Source organism: Cupriavidus sp. 05N40, from assembly GCF_056397305.1.
Genome location: NZ_JBFTND010000067.1, coordinates 14,989 through 32,569, shown reverse-complemented (window position 1 = coordinate 32,569; position 17,581 = coordinate 14,989). Strand labels below are relative to the sequence as shown.

17 protein-coding genes and 1 pseudogene are annotated in these 17,581 nt (G+C 68.0%); 13 read left to right on the top strand and 5 right to left on the bottom strand.

The annotated features are described in order from the left end of the window. Nucleotides 1-186: pseudogene (locus tag AC1DO7_RS17290) on the bottom strand (hydroxymethylglutaryl-CoA reductase, degradative); the annotation flags it as partial. Nucleotides 187-319: 133 nt separating this feature from the next. Between AC1DO7_RS17290 and AC1DO7_RS17285 the strand changes: the two are divergent. Next, nucleotides 320-1,723 (top strand): aminotransferase-like domain-containing protein, encoded by a 1,404-nt coding sequence (locus AC1DO7_RS17285; protein WP_441649859.1) that lies wholly within the window; start codon nucleotides 320-322, stop codon nucleotides 1,721-1,723. Nucleotides 1,724-1,767: 44 nt separating this feature from the next. Here the strand turns inward: AC1DO7_RS17285 and AC1DO7_RS17280 are convergent, their stop codons facing one another. Then, on the bottom strand, nucleotides 1,768-2,148 hold the full coding sequence (locus AC1DO7_RS17280) for a VOC family protein (protein WP_441614239.1): 381 nt from the start codon (nucleotides 2,146-2,148) through the stop codon (nucleotides 1,768-1,770). 248 nt (nucleotides 2,149-2,396) lie between these two features. On the opposite strand from AC1DO7_RS17280, the gene AC1DO7_RS17275 reads away from it, so the two are divergent. Beyond that, complete coding sequence (locus tag AC1DO7_RS17275) at nucleotides 2,397-3,395, top strand: NAD(P)H-quinone oxidoreductase (RefSeq protein WP_477116362.1); 999 nt, start codon at nucleotides 2,397-2,399, stop codon at nucleotides 3,393-3,395. 190 nt (nucleotides 3,396-3,585) lie between these two features. Here AC1DO7_RS17275 and AC1DO7_RS17270 read toward each other — a convergent pair whose 3' ends face one another. The 3 genes from AC1DO7_RS17270 to AC1DO7_RS17260 form a co-directional block, all read right to left on the bottom strand. Beyond that, a complete protein-coding gene (locus AC1DO7_RS17270) occupies nucleotides 3,586-4,491 on the bottom strand; it encodes a LysR substrate-binding domain-containing protein (protein ID WP_441614241.1) in 906 nt (301 codons plus the stop codon). Between the two features lie 341 nt (nucleotides 4,492-4,832). Further along, the gene (locus AC1DO7_RS17265) at nucleotides 4,833-5,513 is read right to left on the bottom strand and encodes a GntR family transcriptional regulator (RefSeq protein WP_441614242.1); all 681 of its coding nucleotides are present in this window, start codon (nucleotides 5,511-5,513) and stop codon (nucleotides 4,833-4,835) included. Between the two features lie 67 nt (nucleotides 5,514-5,580). After that, nucleotides 5,581-6,444: a shikimate dehydrogenase family protein gene (locus AC1DO7_RS17260; RefSeq protein WP_441614243.1), complete on the bottom strand. Its 864-nt coding sequence runs from the start codon at nucleotides 6,442-6,444 to the stop codon at nucleotides 5,581-5,583. A 221-nt stretch (nucleotides 6,445-6,665) separates the two neighbouring features. Between AC1DO7_RS17260 and AC1DO7_RS17255 the strand changes: the two genes are divergently transcribed. The 11 genes from AC1DO7_RS17255 to AC1DO7_RS17205 all read left to right on the top strand — a co-directional run bounded on the left by AC1DO7_RS17255 (nucleotide 6,666) and on the right by AC1DO7_RS17205 (nucleotide 17,541). Next, the gene (locus AC1DO7_RS17255; RefSeq protein WP_441614244.1) at nucleotides 6,666-7,760 is read left to right on the top strand and encodes an iron-containing alcohol dehydrogenase; all 1,095 of its coding nucleotides are present in this window, start codon (nucleotides 6,666-6,668) and stop codon (nucleotides 7,758-7,760) included. Nucleotides 7,761-7,772: 12 nt separating this feature from the next. Further along, nucleotides 7,773-9,227 carry an NAD-dependent succinate-semialdehyde dehydrogenase gene (locus AC1DO7_RS17250; RefSeq protein WP_441614245.1) on the top strand — a complete coding sequence of 485 codons (1,455 nt, stop codon included), beginning with the start codon at nucleotides 7,773-7,775 and terminating at the stop codon, nucleotides 9,225-9,227. A gap of 82 nt (nucleotides 9,228-9,309) precedes the next feature. Next, nucleotides 9,310-10,200 carry a transketolase gene (locus AC1DO7_RS17245; RefSeq protein WP_441643233.1) on the top strand — a complete coding sequence of 297 codons (891 nt, stop codon included), beginning with the start codon at nucleotides 9,310-9,312 and terminating at the stop codon, nucleotides 10,198-10,200. A 1-nt stretch (nucleotide 10,201) separates the two neighbouring features. Continuing rightward, entirely contained in the window at nucleotides 10,202-11,182 is a 981-nt protein-coding gene (locus AC1DO7_RS17240) for a transketolase family protein (RefSeq protein WP_441614247.1), read from the top strand. 101 nt (nucleotides 11,183-11,283) lie between these two features. Next, the gene (locus tag AC1DO7_RS17235) at nucleotides 11,284-12,549 is read left to right on the top strand and encodes an ABC transporter substrate-binding protein (RefSeq protein WP_441614248.1); all 1,266 of its coding nucleotides are present in this window, start codon (nucleotides 11,284-11,286) and stop codon (nucleotides 12,547-12,549) included. A 93-nt stretch (nucleotides 12,550-12,642) separates the two neighbouring features. Beyond that, entirely contained in the window at nucleotides 12,643-13,527 is an 885-nt protein-coding gene (locus tag AC1DO7_RS17230) for a branched-chain amino acid ABC transporter permease (RefSeq protein WP_441614249.1), read from the top strand. 13 nt (nucleotides 13,528-13,540) lie between these two features. Next, on the top strand, nucleotides 13,541-14,563 hold the full coding sequence (locus tag AC1DO7_RS17225) for a branched-chain amino acid ABC transporter permease (RefSeq protein WP_441643234.1): 1,023 nt from the start codon (nucleotides 13,541-13,543) through the stop codon (nucleotides 14,561-14,563). A 12-nt stretch (nucleotides 14,564-14,575) separates the two neighbouring features. Beyond that, a complete protein-coding gene (locus AC1DO7_RS17220; protein WP_441614251.1) occupies nucleotides 14,576-15,310 on the top strand; it encodes an ABC transporter ATP-binding protein in 735 nt (244 codons plus the stop codon). Beyond that, nucleotides 15,291-16,007: an ABC transporter ATP-binding protein gene (locus tag AC1DO7_RS17215; protein ID WP_477116361.1), complete on the top strand. Its 717-nt coding sequence runs from the start codon at nucleotides 15,291-15,293 to the stop codon at nucleotides 16,005-16,007. The genes AC1DO7_RS17220 and AC1DO7_RS17215 overlap by 20 nt, the downstream gene beginning before the upstream one ends. A 52-nt stretch (nucleotides 16,008-16,059) precedes the next feature. Then, entirely contained in the window at nucleotides 16,060-16,758 is a 699-nt protein-coding gene (locus AC1DO7_RS17210) for an SDR family NAD(P)-dependent oxidoreductase (RefSeq protein WP_441614253.1), read from the top strand. Nucleotides 16,759-17,229: 471 nt separating this feature from the next. Beyond that, the gene (locus AC1DO7_RS17205) at nucleotides 17,230-17,541 is read left to right on the top strand and encodes a hypothetical protein (RefSeq protein ID WP_441614254.1); all 312 of its coding nucleotides are present in this window, start codon (nucleotides 17,230-17,232) and stop codon (nucleotides 17,539-17,541) included. Nucleotides 17,542-17,581 lie beyond the last annotated feature (40 nt).

The following is a 17,581-nucleotide window of genomic DNA, read 5'->3' as shown; positions in this document are numbered from 1 at the left end:
GAAGGGCAGCTCGAACGTGCCGATCACGTTTTCGATCATGCCGTCGGCCCGCTCGGCGCCAAGGGCGCCTGCCTCGGCGACCAGCCGGATTTCGTCGTCGGTCAGGGCGGCGGCCCCCCCAATATATTGCAGGCGCTGCGCCGGCGTCATGGCGCGAAAGTTGGGCAGGCGGGAATCGGTCACCATCGGTGTCTCCGTGAGTGGTATAGGAATGGAGACAGTCTAGGTGTACTGTACCAGTGCAAAAAGGTACAGTTTGGCGGGACAGTTGTCGCCACCCAGATATCGAATCGCCGACCGGAATGTGGAGTACAAGCCCGTGACCAAGCCCAGATCGCCATCGATCGCCACCACGCTGGCGGATTCCATCGAACGCCAGATCGTCGAAGGCGCCTACCGCGTCGGCGACAAGCTGCCCTCGCTGCGGGAGCTGGCGCAACTGCACCGCTACAGCAAGAACACAGTGGTTGCCGCGTTCGAGATCCTGGTCGGGCGCGCGCTGGTCGAGCCGCGGCGCGGTGCCGGCTACTTCGTGCTCGACAGGCCGGTGAAGGCGCGGCAGGACGAAGAGGCCGGCTCGTTCCGGCGCGCGCTGGACATCGTGTGGCTGATGCGCGAGCAATTGAAGAGCAGTCCCGACGTGCTGGCGGTCGGGGACGGATTCCCGCCGGTGGCGTGGCTGTCGGAGGCGCGGCTGGACAAGTACCACCACAAGGTCGTGCGCACGGGGCTGGGGGCGCTGTTCCGGTACGGCAACCGTTTCGGGTACGGTCCGCTGCGCGACCATCTGGTGCGCAAGCTGGGCGACCTGGGCATCGGCGCCGACCCCCGGCAGATCGTGCTGACGCATGGCGCCAATGACGCGATCGACCTGGTGATCCGCTACTTCCTGCCGGCGGGCGCCACCGTCCTGGTCGACGATCCCGGCTACTATCCCTTGTTCGGCAAGCTCAAGCTGGCCGGCGCCAGGATCATCGGCGTGCCGCGCCTTGCCGATGGCCCCGACCTCGAGGCCCTGGAGCAACTGCTGGTCCAGGAGCGGCCGCGCCTGTTCTTCACCCAGTCCGTGGCGCACAACCCGACCGGATCGGACCTCTCGGCCGCCAAGGCCTACCGCGTGCTGCAGCTCGCGCAGCGGTTCAACCTCCTGCTGGTGGAAGACGACGCGCTGGCGGACTTCAAGCCAACCACGCTGCCCCGCCTGGCGGCACTGGACCAGCTGGAGCGGACAATCTATATCGGCAGCTTCTCGAAGTCCTTCTCCGCGGCGCTGCGCGTGGGCTTCATTGCCTGCGGCGCCGACCTGGCCAGCGATCTTGCCGATCTCAAGGCGCTGATCCACGTGAGCAGCTCGGAGTATTGCGAGCGCACCGTCGACGTGATCCTGAGCGAAGGCCACTACCAGCGCTACATCACCAGGCTGAGATCCCGCCTGGCCGAAGCTACCGCCAGGGCCCTGTCCTTGTTCGACAGGCTGGATGCGCGCATCTTCGCGCGGACCGAGCAGAGCCTGTACCTCTGGGGTGCATTGCCGCAGGTGGACGACTCGCTGGTCCTGGCCGAGCAGCTTCTCGCGCAGAAGGTCATGATCGCCCCCGGGCGCGTCTTCCGCGTCGACTCCGAAGCCACCTCGCCGTGGTCACGCTTCAATGTCGGCGCCGTGCTGGACCCGAGGTTCGAAGCGGCGGTACGTGGCACGCTGGGCCGCTCGCGCGGCGCGTGACCGGCGCGCCCGGGCACGCTGCGCGGCGGGCAGCGCTGGCCGCGTCAGGGCTGCTGTTCTCGCGGATCGAAATCCAGTTCGATCCGCGCGCCGTTGGGATCGTGCAGGAATAGTTGCCAGATGCCGGAGCCGGCCTGCCGCCCGAGGCTGAACGGAATATCCAGCCGCCGCAGATGATTCACGAAGTGGGGGAGGTCGGTCGCACTGAATGCCATGTGGTCGAGCACCCCGGCCGCGGGCTTGGGCATCGTATCGGTGACGACAAGATGAACGATGGGAGCGCCGCCGGCGTACAGCCACGCCCCGGGGAAGGCAAACGGCGGGCGCGCGCCGGTCTCGAAGCCCAGCACCTCGCGATAGAAGCTGACGCTGTCTTCGAGCGCGGACGTCAGCACGGTGAAATGGTTCATCCCGGCAATCGGCATGCCTTGCTCCTTTGGCGGAAGCGGTCCGCTCCCTGATTGATACGGCGTGGGGAAGTCCCAGTCTAGGCGTTCCCGCAAGCGCGGCGCAAGCACGCCGCACGCCGAAGTATCATGCATGATATATTCTGTTCGCGTCAATGTCCGGGCGTGAAGCGGGGCCGCGCCTGGCTCGCAGCGGCAGGGATATCCGGCGTTGACGCGTCTCGCGCACCACCAACAAAGAACGCCGTAAGGCAAAGGACGTCTCGATGAAGTACATCAGCCATGGCCCCGGAACCGGGGCGGATACCTTAGTGTTGAAGCAAGCCGATGCCCCGCGGCCGGCCGCCCGTGAAGTCCTGATCCGGGTTGCGTTTGCCGGGGTCAACCGGCCCGACGTGCTGCAGCGGCTTGGTCTCTACAACCCGCCGCCGTCGGCATGTCCTTACCTGGGCCTCGAGGTCTCGGGCACGGTAGTGCAGGTTGGCGAAGCGGTGACGAAATGGAAGGTCGGCGACAAGGTCTGCGCCCTGACCCATGGCGGCGGATACGCCGAGTTCTGCGCGGCCGACGAGCGGCATTGCCTGCCGGTGCCCGCGGGGCTGACGCTGCAGCAGGCCGCGGCGCTGCCCGAGAACTACATCACGGTCTGGGCCAACCTGTTCGCCGGCAAGCTGGTCTCGGCCGGCAAGTCCATCCTGATTCACGGCGGCAGCAGCGGCATCGGCATCACCRCCATCCAGCTTGCCCGCGAGGTTGGCGCCGACGTCGCGGTGACCGCCGGCAACGCGCAGAAGCTGGCGATCTGCCGGCAGCACGGCGCGTCGCACCTGATCAATTATCGCGAGCAGGACTTCAACGACGTCGTGGCCGAGGTGACCGGTGGCCGGGGTGTCGACGTGGTCCTGGACATGGTCGGCGGGCGCTATATCGAGAAGAACCTGCGTGCGCTGGCGCTGGACGGCGCGCTGGTCCAGATCGCATTCCTGGAGGGCAGCCGGGTGGAGATCGACCTGCTGCCGGTCATGCTGAAGCGGCTCAACATGACCGGCTCCACGCTGCGGGCGCGCACGCCTGAGAACAAGGCCGAACTGATCGAGGGCCTGCGCAGCGCGTTCTGGCCGGTGCTGGAGCAGGGCCGGTGCCTGCCGCTTATCCACGCCATCATGCCGCTTGCCGACGCGGGCAAGGCGCACGCGCTGATGGAGTCGAGCACGCACGCCGGCAAGATCCTGCTCGAAGTGAGCCAGGCGGGCGGTCAGGACTGAGGCTGGCCGCAGGCGCGCCGGGCCGTCCCGCCGGCGCGCCTTGCGCCGCGCAGGCGACCGGCGCGCGCCGTACGTCGTGACAGACGGCGAACTGATCACCGGGCAGGACCCGGCGTCGGCCCTGGCCGTCGCCGCCGCGCTGATGGACCGGCTGAAGTAGGCCGGCGCATTTCCGCGGGCATGGCCGCGGTCACGCGCGGCCGGACACGGAATCGCCGAGCTGCGCGCCGACGTAGTCGAGGAACGCCGTGATGCGCGAGGAGAGCAGGGTGTTGCGGTAGTAGACCGCATGGATGGGCTGTCGAACCTCCACGGTGTCCTGCATCAGTACCTGGACCAGGTCTCCCCGCGACCGGCTGGCCTGGGTCATAAAGTCGGCCAGGCAGGCAATGCCCTCCCCGGCGAGGGCCAGCTTGAGCAAGGTCTCGCCGCTGGATGCGCGCACGCTGGGTTCGATGCGCAGGGCCTCGCCGAGTTCGTGTCGCAATGGCCACTGGTTCAGCGTGTCGGGCTGGGTAAAGCCAAGCAGGCTGTGGCCCTGGAGCGCCGCCACCTCGCGCGGCGTGCCGCGTGCCTTGAGGTACGCGGGGCTTGCCACCAGCCGCAGGCGGCTATTGCACAGGGGGCGCGCGTGCAGGGTCGAATCGCGCAGCATGCCGATGCGGATGGCGACGTCCGTGCGCTGCTCCAGCAGGTCGATGATGTGCTCGCTGGTGTGCAGGTCCAGTTCGATCTCCGGGTAGCGCGCGCGGAAGCCGCCGATCAGGGGCACGATCACATGATGCATGAACGGCGTTGCCGCGTTGATCCGCAGCTTCCCGGCCGGTGTGCGGCGCTGCGTCGCCATCTGGTCCTCGGCGGACTCGACGGCCTCCAGTATCCGCCGCGCGTGGGCCAGGAACGTCCCGCCTTCTTCGGTCAGCTCCAGCCGGCGCGTGGTACGCCGCAAGAGCGTGGTTTCCAGTTTCTCTTCGAGCCGTGTAAGCGAGCGGCTGACCGCGGAGACGGTCTGCTGCAGTTGCTCGGCGGCCGCGGTGATGGAGCCTGTATCCACCACGATGGTGAAGGTGAGGAGTTCGTCCAGGGTGGTCTTCATGGCTGCGGTCTTGCCCAGGCGGCTGATGATATTGGCGGATGRCCGACATGCCCGGCGCAATTGGCGCGGGGCGGGGTCTGCCGCCGCAAGCCGGAGGGCTTGCGCGGCTGGAGTATCGCGCCTCCCCGCGTGCGGGAAAAACCCGTCCGGAGTCAGAAGATATTTGCCTGGAGGGCAACAATGGCGGCCGGCCCGGCCAAGGGCGGCCAATCGGGATCAGCGCGTGGCTGCGGGCGGGGACGGGTTTGCGTCTTCCGGCGATGCCCTGCCGTGCAACCGGTTCACCACCTGGGTAGCGGGGGACGAGAAATCGGGCGCACGGGCGTGCGCGCCCCGGGAGATCAGACAGGCTCTTCTTCGCGCGATGCCATCCATTCGAGCAGAACGGTCTTGCCCCACTGGATATCGTCCCGAATGGCCGCCGAGGCAGTCTTGGCGTCGCGCCTGGCGAGGCCGTCGAGCACGCGGTAGTGCGGATGCTCCTCGAGGCTCTCGCGGCTGGCCTGCAGTTCCGTATGGAAGATATGCAGCAGKGGACCCATCCGCACCCACATGCTCTCGACGACCGCGAACAGGTTCGGCAGGTGGGCCGCGGCAAGCAGCTCGAAGTGGAACTTGCGGTTCTGGCTCGCCGCTTCGCGCGGGCTGGTCGACACGGCCTTGATAAAGGCTTCGTGCGTCTTGCGCAGGCGGGCGATCTCTTGCGGGGTGATGCGCAGCGCGGCGGCCTCCGCGGCGGCGCCTTCGAGCAGCGTGCGCATCAGCTGGATCTCCGAGACCGTGCCGGGGTCGAGCTCGGGCACGGTGATCGAGGTTGCCGCGGTCATCTCCAGGGCCTGCTCGCTCACCAGCCTGAAGATCGCCTCGCGCACGGGGGTGGTGCTCGTTCCCAGCGACTGTGCCAGTTCCGCCACGCGCAATCGCTCGCCCGGCACGTACTTGCCGCTCATCAATGCGGACCGAATCTGGTCGTAGACGCGTGACGACAGATTGCTCTTCTCCACGCGCGCGAGTTCTTTCATGACAGCTTGCCTCGGTAAGGAATGTTCAGGAACACATCATATATGATATGCAACGCCGGCCCGCCCGTCATCCCGCGCCACGTTCCCCGCTTCCCACGCTTTCCTCGCCTGCCGGCATGCCCAGCAGGTAATCCACCAGCAGGTCGATCTGCGCCGTCACCATGTGCTCGCCGAGATGGATGCGGCACCCGCGCGCCTTCGCCGCGAGCAGCAAGCGCGTCTGTGCCGGCTGCATGATGACTTCGGCCACGATGCTGTGCGCTCCCAGCGTGGCAGGATCGAGCGGCAGGGGATCGTCGGGCTTGAGGCCGAGCGAGGTGCCGTTGACGACCAGATCCCATTGGCCGGCCGGGCTCGCCGCGGAGGCGACGGGCGCGCCGGGCCGCTTCGCCTTCAGTTGCGCCACCAGGCTGTCGGCCTTGTCGCGCGAGCGGTTGACGATGGTCAGTTGCGCGACGCCTGCATCGAGCAAGGCGGCGGCAACCGCGGTGGCGGCGCCGCCCGCGCCCAGCAGCAGCGCTCGCTTGCCCGCCGCATCGATCCCCTCCGCGCGCATGCCCGCGACGAAGCCCACGCCGTCGAACATCCTGCCGACGAAGCGGCCATCGGGCGTGCGCCGCGCCACATTGCACACGCCCAGGTCCGCGGCGACGCCTTCGAGTTCATCGCAGAGCCGGGCCATCTGTTGCTTGTGCGGCACCGTGACGATCACGCCGGCCAGGTTCTCCACCTGGCGCAGGCCCGCCAGCGCGCCGGGCAGTTGCTCTGGCGAGATCTGCCATGGCACGAGCACCGCGTTCAGCCCCAGGGCGGCGGCGCGTGCATTGAAGAAGGCAGGCGTGCGCACGTGGTGCGTGGGGTAGGCGAGGATGACGACGACCCGCGTGCGGCCGTCGATCGGCGTCACGGGGGGCTTGGTTGTTTCCGGCATGGTGCGGTGCTCCTGAAGAATCGAAAAAGGCTGTGAAGGCAGGGTTGCGGTGACGGCGGCGGAAAAAAGCTTCTTGCCACGCGTCGATAATGATGTAGCATATATCCTATATCATGTATTTGGAAGGGCGCGGCACCGATCGGATCGGCCGGGCGGCGCCCTCCGGCACACAGCAGCAGGCCGGCACCTGGCAGGCCGGCGCTATCCAAGGAGGAGAGAACGTGCAAGCGGTATTTGGCTCGCCCGGACGTTACGTCCAGGGCGTGGGAGCGTTGGATTTGCTGGGCGCGCATGTGGCCCGGCTCGGCGGCGACGCCGTGCTGGTCGCGGACCGCTGGGTGATGGAAATGATCGGCGAGCGGGTCGGGCGGCAATGCAGTGCCGCCGCGGTGGCGCTGCGCCGCGTCAGCTTCGACCAGGGACTGACCCCGCAACTGGTCGCCCGCCTGGTGGACGAACTCGGCGCCAGCGCGCCGGCGGTGGTCATTGCCGCCGGCGGCGGGCGCGGCATCGACGCGGGCAAGGCGCTGGCGGATCACTACCGGGTGCCGGTGGTCACGGTGCCGACCGTTGCCTCCAACGATGCCCCGACCAGCAAGAACTACGTCCTGTACGACGAGCATCACCGCCTGCTGGCGGTCAGGCATCTGCCCTACAGCCCGGCCTGCGTCATCGCCGACACCGCGCTGATCTCGCAGGCCCCGGCAGCGATGCTGCTGGCGGGCATCGGCGACGCCATCTCCAAATCGTTCGAGGCGGCGCAATGCGCGGCCGCGCCACAGGGCGTGAACATGTTCGGCACCCGGCCCCTGCTGTCGGCCGCGGCGCTTGCGCGCGAATGCCACCGCGTGCTGATGGCCGATGCGCAGGCCGCGCTGGCGGTTGCCGGCACGGGCAGGCCGGATGCCGCGTTCGAGCGGGTAGTGGAGGCCACCATCCTGATGTCCGGCCTGGGTTTCGAGAGCGGCGGCCTGTCGATCGCGCACGCCCTGACGCGCGGGCTCTCCACGCTGCGCCAGGCGCAGCGGGCCCCGCACGGGCTGCAGGTGGCATATGGCCTGCTGGTCCAGCTGGAGCTGGAGCGGCGCCAGGACGACGCGCGCGCGGAGGTCGAGGCGCTCTATCGCCGTATCGGCTTGCCCCTGCGCCTGGCGGATCTCGGGCTGACCGACGCCTCGCGCGAGGAACTCGAATCCGCCGCCGCGCTGTCGCTTGCCGCCCCGCACATGAAGAATTTCTCGCGCGAGCTGGACGCAGCCGCCATCGCGGATGCGATGCGGCAGGTGGATGCGCGCGCTGTACAGACCCCACGATAAGCCGGAGACAACATGAATCTGAAGGACGCCGCATTGATGCGCACGCATGCGTACATCGATGGCGAATGGGCCCAGGCCGACGATGGCGCACGGTTCCCCGTGACCAATCCCGCGAACGGCGCGCGCATTGCCGAAGTGCCCGACATGGGCGAGGCGGAAACGCTGCGCGCGATCGCCGCCGCCGAGCGCGCGCAGGTGGCCTGGCGCGCCACCACCGCAAAGCACCGGGCCGACTGCCTGCGCCGCTGGTACGACCTGATCCGTTTGCACCAGGCGGATCTCGCTGCCTTGATGACCGCGGAGCAGGGCAAGCCGCTGGCCGAAGCCGAGGGGGAAGTCGTCTATGGCGCCTCCTTCGTCGAGTGGTTCGCGGAAGAAGCCACGCGCACCTACGGGGAGCTGATCCCGGCGCCGGCCGGCGACCGCCGGCTGATCGTGATCAAGCAGCCGGTGGGTGTGGTCGCCGCGCTCACGCCCTGGAATTTCCCGGTGGCCATGGCCACGCGGAAAGTGGCGCCGGCCCTGGCGGCAGGCTGCACGGTGGTGCTCAAGCCTGCTTCCGAGACACCGCTGTGCGCGCTGGCGCTGGCCGAGCTCGCCCGCCGCGCCGGCGTGCCGCCCGGGGTATTCAACGTCGTGACGAGCGCGCGGGCCGCGGTGGTCGGCGCGGTGCTGGCGCGCAGCCCCGTGGTGCGCAAGCTCTCCTTTACCGGCTCCACGCGCGTCGGCCGGCTGCTGATGGAACAGTCCGCCGCCAATATCAAGAAGCTGTCGCTCGAGCTAGGCGGCAACGCGCCGTTCATCGTCTTCGAAGATGCCGACCTCGACGCCGCGGTGCGGGGCGCGATGGTCTCCAAGTACCGCAACGCGGGGCAGACCTGCGTCTGCGCCAACCGTATGTTCGTGCATGCCGCCGTCTACGACGAGTTCGCGCGCCGCCTGGGCGAAGCCGTGGCGGCGCTGAAGGTCGGCGACGGCAGCGAGCCCGGCATCACCGTGGGGCCGCTCATCAACGCGCGCGCCGCCGGCCGCGTGCACGCCATGGTGGAAGACGCGGCCGCCCGGGGTGCCCGGATACTGGCTGGCGGCAAGCGCCCGGATGCGGGCAGCGCATTCTATGCGCCCACCATAGTCGGCGACGTCACGCCGGCGATGGAGCTCGGGCGCGAAGAGATCTTCGGGCCGGTGGCGCCGCTGCTGCGCTTCGAATCCGACGAGCAGGTGGTGCGGATGGCCAACGACACGCCGTTCGGCCTCGCCGGCTATTTCTACACACGCGACCTGAGCCGCGTGTGGCGCGTCGCCGAGGCGCTGGAATGCGGCATGGTCGGCATCAACGAAGGCTTGATTTCCACCGCGGTCGCCCCCTTCGGCGGCGTGAAGGAATCCGGCCTGGGCAGGGAAGGCGCCCGGCAGGGTATCGAAGACTACCTGGAACCCAAGTACATGTGCATGGGCGGTATTTAAGAGGAGCGTAAGCGATGCATTTTCTTTATCTTTCACAAGAATGCATGATATATCGTGCATCAAAGACAGCCGGAGACGACAGATGAACCACGCCATTGCGCCAGCCAAGCCGGCCGCCACCGAGAGCGCGTTCGCTCCGGGCGCCGGACAGATCGCGCTGCTCAAGGAGCGCGCGACCTTCGTGCGCCTCGAAACCATCAGGCTGATCGAGATCGCCAAGACCGGCCATTACACCTCGGTGTTCTCCGCGGCCGAAACGTTCGCGGCGCTTTACTACGACGTGATGAAGCTGCGCCGGGGCGAACCCGGCTGGCCGATGCGGGACCGCTTCCTGATGGGCAAGGGACACGCCGCGGTGGGCCTGTTCCCGATCCTTGCCGACCTGGATTTCTTCCCCAAGGCCTGGCTCGACGAGTACACGCGGCTGGGCAGCCCGCTGGGCGACCACCCCGACATGCGCAAGGTGCCGGGCATCGATTTCAGCTCGGGCTCGATCGGGCACGCGCTTTCGGCGGGCCTGGGCATGGCGCTGGCCGGACGGCACGCCGGGCTCGACTTCACCACCTTCGTGATGCTGGGCGACGGTGAAATGCAGGAAGGGCAGGTGTGGGAGGCGGCGATGTCCGCCGCGCACCACCGCGCCAACCGCCTGGTCGCCATCGTCGACCGCAACGGCTACCAGCTCGACGGGGCGGTGGACGAGGTGATGGGCATCGAGCCGCTCGACGCCAAGTGGCGCGCGTTCGGCTGGGAAGTCCACGTGGTGGATGGCCATGACGTGGCCGCCCTGACCGCCTTGCTGCGCCAGGTGCGCGCCGATGACGGCCGCACCACGCCGGTGTGCGTGATCGCCAGGACGGTCAAGGGCAAGGGCGTCTCCTACATGGAGACCGAACCCGGATGGCACCTTGGCTATCTGGCTCCCGACGACGCGCGGCGCGCCGTCGAAGAAATTCTCGCAAAGGATCGATAGCATGAACCAGCCACTTTCCAAGGACTCCTGGCAGTACCGGGGCCTGAACGCCATCACGCCCGGCCTCAGCTACCTATCCGACGGCCTGACCGACCTGGTCGAAGCCGGCGCGCCGGTGCTCGCCGGCTCGGCCGACCTGCAATATTCGAACGGGCTGGCCCGCTTCGCGCAGCGCTTCCCCGAGCGCTATATCCAGTTCGGCATCTCCGAGCAGAACATGGTGACCGCGGCGGCGGGCATGGCCAGCGTCGGCTACACGCCGTTCGTCGCGACCTTTGCATCCTTCCTCGCGCTGCTGTGCTGCGAGCAGATCCGCATGGACGTGGCCTATTCGGGCCTGCCGGTCCGCCTGATCGGCCACCACGCCGGTATCTCGCTGGGCTTCTATGGCACGTCGCACCACGCCACCGAAGACCTGGCCATCATGCGCTCGATTGCCGACCTGACCGTAGTGGCGCCTGCGGACGGTCCGCAACTGCGCGCCGCCATCAAGGCCTCGGCCGGCCACGCGCAGCCGATCTACTTCCGCATCGGCCGGGGGCGCGAGCCGCAGGTCTATGAGGACGGCATTGCGTTCGAGTTCGGCAAGGCCATCGAGCACCTCCAGGGCGAGGAGCTCACGCTGATCGCCACCGGCTCGAGCGTGCATCCCGCGCTGGAGGCCGCCAGGCGGCTCAACGCCGCGGGGCACTCGGTCGGGATGATCGACATGGCGACGGTCAAGCCGCTCGACCGCGATGCCGTCATGCGCGCTGCCGCGCGTTCGCGCGTGCTGATGACAGTGGAAGAGCACAACGTGCTCGGCGGCCTCGGCGGCGCGGTGGCGGAAGTCCTGGCCGATGCCGGCGCGGGGGTGCGCCTGGTGCGCCACGGCATCCTCGACGAGTACAGCCTGATCGCACCGCCGACGCATCTCTACGCGCACTACAAGCTCGATGCGAATGGCGTCGAGCAGCTGGCGCGGCAAGTCATCGCGTCATAGGCGGACCCGGCGGCGGCGGACACGGCACCGGCCTGTCCGCCGCGTCGCAGGCATCCGCCTTTGCCAGAACAAGACAGAGTCGATTCGACACAGGAGACAATATGCGTACCCTTATTTCAAGAACCCGGCGCGGGTTCCTGCTGGCGGCTGGCATGGGCGCCGCGCTGGCATGCGCCACGGCCCTTGCCCAGGTCAGGGAAGTGCCGATCGGATTCGTGCTGCCGCTGTCGGGCGGCGCCGCCACCATCGGCAACCAGACCAAGCTGGGCGCGGAGATCGCCGCGGAGCAGATCAACCAGGCGGGCGGCATCCGCTCGCTCGGGGGCGCCAGGCTCAAGCTGATCTTCGCCGACAGCCAGTCGAAGCCCGACGTGGGCGTGGCGGAAACCGAGCGCCTGATCCAGCGCGAGAACGTTCCCCTGATCGTGGGCGCCTACAACAGCGCGGTGACTTTCCCGGCATCCGAGGTCGCGGAGCGCTACAAGGTGTCCTGGCTGGTGACCGGCGCGGTCAAGGACGAGATCACCGAGCGCGGCTTCAAGTACGTATTCCGCCCGAACAACAAGGCCATCTACGACGCGCGCGAGCAGATCGACGCACTGGACCTGCTCAAGAAGGAGACCGGCAACGGGCCCAGGACGATCGGCCTCTTCTACGAAGGCACCGACTGGGGACGCTCGCATGCGGCCAATATCAAGAAGCTGGCCAAGGAGCGCGGCTATGCGATCTCGCTCGATGAATCGTACCCGCCCAACCAGACCGACCTGTCCGCGCAGTTGCTGAAGATCCGCAGCGCGAAGCCGGATGCCCTGATCGTGGTGGCCTATACGCCGGATCACATCCTCTTCACGCGCCAGCTTGCCGAAAGCCGGCTCTATATCCCGTACGGCGTGCACTCGGTGGGCGGCGGTTCGGAAGACCCGAACTTCTATAAGGCGGTGTCGCCCAAGGCCGTCGAGTACATGTTCGTGCAGGATGACTTCCAGGTCGACATCATGCGGGCCGCCAAGGACCCCGTGCTCATCGCCGCGGATGCCAGGTTCAAGGCGGCACTGGGCTACGGCATGAACTCGTATGGCGCCCAGGGCGTGTCCAACGTGTACATCGTCAAGGATGCGCTGGAGCGTGCCGCCTCCGTCGACCGGGAGAAGGTGCGCAATGCGCTCGCGGCCACCGACATCGCCAGCGGGCCGGCGCTTGTCACGGGCTACCAGCGCATCAAGTTCGACGCCCAGGGCCAGAACACCTTTGCCCATGGCGTGATCTCGCAGAACCTGAACGGCGAGCGTCGCACCATCTGGCCGGCGGACAACCGGCTCGCGGGCGTCAAGCCGGTGTGGCCGCTGCCGGCACCCGGCGCGCGCTGAGCCCCCCGCGCAGTCGCACGGTCCGGCGCGGGCGCCGGACCGTCACATCCCGCACGGCGGCCGCGGCCGGCCGTGCCCAATCGAGGTAGGTATATGGACCCAATCATTCTGGCTTACGCCGTCGTCAACGGCGTACTGCTCGGCGGGATCTACGGAGGTATCGCGCTGGGCCTGAGTCTCATCTTCGGTGTGCTGAGGGTGATCAACTTCGCGCACGGCTCCTTCCTGATGCTCGCCATGTATCTCAGTTACCTGATCTGGTCGGTGTTCGGCATCCATCCGTATGCCACGGCCTTGCTGACGGTGCCGCTGCTGTTCCTGCTCGGCTATTTCACCCAGGCCGTCGTCATCGCGCCGCTGTTCCGGCGCGAGACCACCATGGTGGTCGAGCCGCTTGGCGCGCTGTTGCTCACCACCGGCGTCTTCCTTGTCATCGACAACGCAATCCTGATGGGTTTCGGCCCGGATGTGCGCACCGTGACCTCCGATGTGCTGAGCGGCTCGATCGACATCGGCGGCCTGCCCGTGAACGTGCCGCGCCTCATCGCGTGCGCGGCCGCGGTTGCCGTTTCCGCCGGCCTGGCCTACTGGCTGCGTTTCACCGACACCGGCCGGAAGATCCGCGCCACCGCGCAGAACCGCGAGGCGGCGGCGCTGTCGGGCATCAACGTAGGCCGCATCTACAACGTGACCTTCGGCATCGGCGCCGGCATCCTCGGCTTGTTCGGCGCGCTGCTGGTGCCCTTCCTTTCCGTCTCGCCCACCACCGGCCTGGGCTTCGGCATCAAGTCCTTCCTGGTGGTGGTGCTGGGCGGCATCGGCTCGATTCCGGGCTCCCTGCTCGGCGGGCTGGTGCTGGGAGTGTTCGAATCGTTCTCTTCGCAGTTCGTGACCGCCACGTCCGCGTCGGTCTTCTCGTTCTGCCTGTTCATCATTGTCCTGCTGGTCCGGCCGAACGGCCTGCTAGGCCGCAAATGAGGGGGACCTCCGTATGACGTCGTCAAGGACCAATATCAACCTGGTGCTGGGCATGCCGCTGCTGTGCGCAGCTGTCGTGCTGCCCCTGTTCGTCAAGGACAGCTACGCGCTGCACTCGCTCGTGATGGTGCTGTACTTCGCCTACATGGCGTCGGCATGGAACTTCGTGTGCGGCTATGTCGGGCAGCTTTCGCTCGGGCACTCGGTCTTCGCCGGGGGCGCCGGCTATGTCACCGTGCTGCTGTTCACCGGGCTGGGCGTGTCGCCCTGGCTCGGCATGCTCGCCGGCGGGCTGGCCGCGGCGCTGCTGTCCGTGTGCATCGGCTATCCGACCTTCAAGCTCAAGGGGCCGTATTTCACGCTGACCACGATCGCCTTCGCCGAGATCGTGCGCATCTGGATCGAGAACACCGACGAATTCCTCGGCATTCCGCTCAAGGGCGCGCAGGGCCTGGTGATTCCGCCGTCGGCGGGGGGCTGGGCGGTCTTCCAGTTCGATGGCAAGGTGCCTTACTACTACATCATCCTTGCCATGCTGGTGGCGATGCTGCTGGCCACCTACGCGCTGGAGCGCTCGCGCCTGGGCTACTACCTGAAGGCAATCCGCGGCGACGAGGCCGCGGCGCAGGCGGTGGGGGTCAGCACCACGAAGTACCCGCTGATCGCCCTGGCGATCAGCGCCTTCATGACCGGCCTCGGCGGCGCCTTCTACGCGCAGTTCTTCCGCTACATCAACCCGGAGCGGAACATGGGCCTGGACCTGTCGATCGACGCTGCGATCATGGCCATCGTCGGCGGGCAGGGCACCATCATCGGCCCGGTGCTGGGCGCCTTCGTGCTGCACCCGATCGCCGAGTTCACGCGGACCTATTTCGCCGGGCGCTTCCTCGGACTGCACCTGGTGATCTATGGCCTGGTGCTGATCGGCGCGGTGCTCTACTTTCCCAAGGGCATCATCGGCCCGCTCGAGCGCCTGCTGCAACCACGCGCCAGGCGGCGCGCGGCGGTGGACACGGCTGCCACGCGCAAGGTCTAGCGGGAGGACACCATGCAAAACCTACTTGAAGTGAAATCCATCTCGAAGCGCTTCGGCGGCCTGCAGGCGGTGAACCAGCTTTCGTTCACCGTCGGCAGCGGCGAGATCCTGGGCCTGCTCGGCCCCAACGGCGCCGGCAAGACCACGGCCTTCAACCTGATCGCGGGCTTCATCAAGGCGGACGAAGGCGAGATCCTGTTCGGGGGCAAGCAGATCCGCGGCTGCGAGCCTTACCAGATCTGCGCCAGCGGCATCGCGCGCACCTTCCAGTTGTCGAAGCCGTTCGGCGGGCTGAGCGCGCTGGAGAACGTCATGGTGGGCGGCTTCGCGCGGGGCGCCTCGCGCGCCAGGGTGCGCGACGAAGCCTACGCCTGCCTGGAGTTCCTGGGCCTGGCGCAGCGCGCGGACACCGATGCCAACGACCTGACCGCGTTCGACAAGCGCAAGCTCGAGCTTGGCCGCGCGCTGGCCACCAGCCCGCGCCTGCTGCTGATGGACGAGGTGGTTGCCGGCGCCACGCCGAACGAGGCGGGCGAGATGGTCGAACTGGTGCGCAAGGTGCGCGACCGCGGCATCACCGTACTGATCGTGGAGCATGTGATGAAGGTGATCATGGGCCTGTCGGACCGCGTCATCGTGATGGAGCAGGGACGGCTGATCGCCGACGGCGTGCCGGCGGAAGTGGTGAAGATGCCGCAGGTACTGAAGGCTTATTTTGGAGAGGGCTATGTCAGCGCCAGTGCTTGAAGTCAGCGATATCTGGTCCGGATACGGCGAGCAGCAGATCCTGCGCGGCGTCAGCATGTCGCTCGCGCCGCGCTCGATCACGGCGCTGATCGGCGCCAACGGTGCCGGCAAGACCACCTTCCTGCGCACGGTGTCGGGCCTGCTGYGCCGCAAGCGGGGCACGGTGCGCCTGAATGGCAAGGATATCGGCGGGCTGGCCCCGCACGAGGTGGTGCTGGAGGGCTTTGTCCAGTCGCCGGAGGGCAAGCAGTTGTTCCTCGGCATGTCGATCCTGGAGAACCTGCTGATCGGCGCCAGCAACGCGCGCGCGCGCCAGCGCCGCGCGCAGAGCCTGCGCGAAGTGTTCACGCTGTTCCCGATCCTGGAGGAGCGCCAGAAGCTGGCGGCCTCCACCTTGTCGGGCGGACAGCAGCAGATGCTGGCGGTGGGGCGCGCGCTGATGGCGATGCCCCGCGTGCTGGCGCTCGACGAGCCGTCGCTGGGGCTGGCGCCGATCATGGTCGACCGGCTGTTCGACAGCATCCGCCGCCTCAAGGAGCGCGACCTCGCCGTCCTGGTCATCGAGCAGAACGTCAACCAGGTGCTGGACATGGCGGACTACGGCTATGTGATCGAAAGCGGCACGATCGCGCTCGCGGGAACGGGCAGGGAACTGCTTGCCAACCCGCACCTGCGCGCAACCTATCTCGGCGTCTAGTGCAGGCGTCCAAGGGCTCGGCCCGATGCAAGACCAACAGGAGTCAGGAAAGATGGAACAAGCTGTAGCGGTAGTCACGGGGGGCGGCACCGGCATTGGCCGGGCCATTGCCGAAGAACTGAACGCGACGGGGATGCGCGTGGTCTGCCTCGGCATGGATGCCGATGCGGACCTGCCCGGCGGGCTGGCATTCCGCCAGCTCGACGTGACCTCGGCCGAGCACGCGCGGGCCGCCGTGGCGGACCTCGACGAGGTGGCGGTGCTGGTAAACGCCGCCGGCATCATCCGGCACGAGGGCAATGAATTCACGCCGGAAGGCTTCCGCGCCGTGGTCGACGTGAACCTGAACGGATCGCAGATCCTCAGCAGCGTGCTGCAGGAGCGCCTGGTGCGCGCCCGTGGCGCGGTGGTGAATATCGCGTCGATGTGGAGCTATTTCGGCTCGGCCAACAATCCGGCCTATGCCGCCAGCAAGGCCGGCATCCTGGGCCTGACGCGCTCGTACGCCGCCGCGCTGGCGCCGCACGGCGTGCGGGTCAACGCGGTCGCGCCGGGCTGGATCCGCACGCGCCTGTCGGCCGGCGCGCTCGACAATCCGGAGCGCAGCGCCGCCATCATGGCGCGGCTGCCGATGCGCCGCTGGGGCGTGCCGCGCGACGTGGCGCGCGTGGTGCGGTTCCTCTGCTCCGAGGACGCCCAGTATGTGACCGGGGTGATCCTGCCGGTGGATGGCGGCTTCGGCATCGCCTGACGCGCTTCGCTACCCTGGCGCCGCGTCCGTCGTGCTGGCGGACGCGGCGTGCGCTCACCGCCTGGCCAGTTGCCTGCCGCGCGCATGGCCGCACTTGCGGGCGGCCAGCGCCGCCGGCAGCGCGGCGAATTCGTGGATGGTCATCGGGCCCGGGCAGGCGGATGTCTCGCCTGATCTCGGGCACGGATTATCCGGAAACCCGCGGCGCCGAAAAACCTGCGTGCGCGCAAATCATCCTTGTGCGCCGGTCAAGAATGGCCGCCGGCCCCTGGCGCGTCCGCGCGGGGGGCGGCCGGCGCGCTGCCATTGTTGCAGCGAATTCAAGTCTCTTATGCCCGCGCGGCGGTTTTTCTCGCGCCACCGGCTCTCCATACTTCGTTGCACAGCGTGCGGCAGGCCCCAGCCGGGACACCCCGCCACGCATCGCGCTCATTGCGAGCGTCGATACACCGTAACGCCATGGAGATCATCATGAATGCCAGGACCCTCATCACCGCCGCCGCGCTCGCCGCCACTGTGTTCGCCGGCTCGGCGCAGGCCGCCTATGTGAACCACGTCGTCGACAGGGCGGCACGCAACACCGCCGTGCAGGGCGCGCTTGCCCGCGAGCGCGATGCCCGCGCCGACGGTGCCCATGCCCGTGTCGATCCCTACCTGGCCGGCGCGCGCATCGCCGGGCTCGACCGCAGCGGACCGTCGGCGGATCCGGCGCGCCAGCGCGACACCTTCACCGACGGCGCCCGCACCAAGGCCGATCCTTTCACCGACGGCGCGCGCGCGTAAGCCATCGCCACAGCGCGCATGCCGGCGCGCCGGGCGGGAC

Excerpts from the sequence above, each read along its gene's own strand:
- AC1DO7_RS17220 (WP_441614251.1), top strand. The coding sequence starts at position 14,576 with ATGCAAAACCTACTTGAAGTGAAATCCATCTCGAAGCGCTTCGGCGGC.
- AC1DO7_RS17205 (WP_441614254.1), top strand. The coding sequence starts at position 17,230 with ATGAATGCCAGGACCCTCATCACCGCCGCCGCGCTCGCCGCCACTGTG.
- AC1DO7_RS17280 (WP_441614239.1), bottom strand. The coding sequence starts at position 2,148 with ATGCCGATTGCCGGGATGAACCATTTCACCGTGCTGACGTCCGCGCTC.
- AC1DO7_RS17270 (WP_441614241.1), bottom strand. The coding sequence starts at position 4,491 with ATGAAGACCACCCTGGACGAACTCCTCACCTTCACCATCGTGGTGGAT.
- AC1DO7_RS17230 (WP_441614249.1), top strand. The coding sequence starts at position 12,643 with ATGGACCCAATCATTCTGGCTTACGCCGTCGTCAACGGCGTACTGCTC.
- AC1DO7_RS17225 (WP_441643234.1), top strand. The coding sequence starts at position 13,541 with ATGACGTCGTCAAGGACCAATATCAACCTGGTGCTGGGCATGCCGCTG.
- AC1DO7_RS17240 (WP_441614247.1), top strand. The coding sequence starts at position 10,202 with ATGAACCAGCCACTTTCCAAGGACTCCTGGCAGTACCGGGGCCTGAAC.
- AC1DO7_RS17235 (WP_441614248.1), top strand. The coding sequence starts at position 11,284 with ATGCGTACCCTTATTTCAAGAACCCGGCGCGGGTTCCTGCTGGCGGCT.
- AC1DO7_RS17210 (WP_441614253.1), top strand. The coding sequence starts at position 16,060 with ATGGAACAAGCTGTAGCGGTAGTCACGGGGGGCGGCACCGGCATTGGC.
- AC1DO7_RS17250 (WP_441614245.1), top strand. The coding sequence starts at position 7,773 with ATGAATCTGAAGGACGCCGCATTGATGCGCACGCATGCGTACATCGAT.
- AC1DO7_RS17260 (WP_441614243.1), bottom strand. The coding sequence starts at position 6,444 with ATGCCGGAAACAACCAAGCCCCCCGTGACGCCGATCGACGGCCGCACG.
- AC1DO7_RS17245 (WP_441643233.1), top strand. The coding sequence starts at position 9,310 with ATGAACCACGCCATTGCGCCAGCCAAGCCGGCCGCCACCGAGAGCGCG.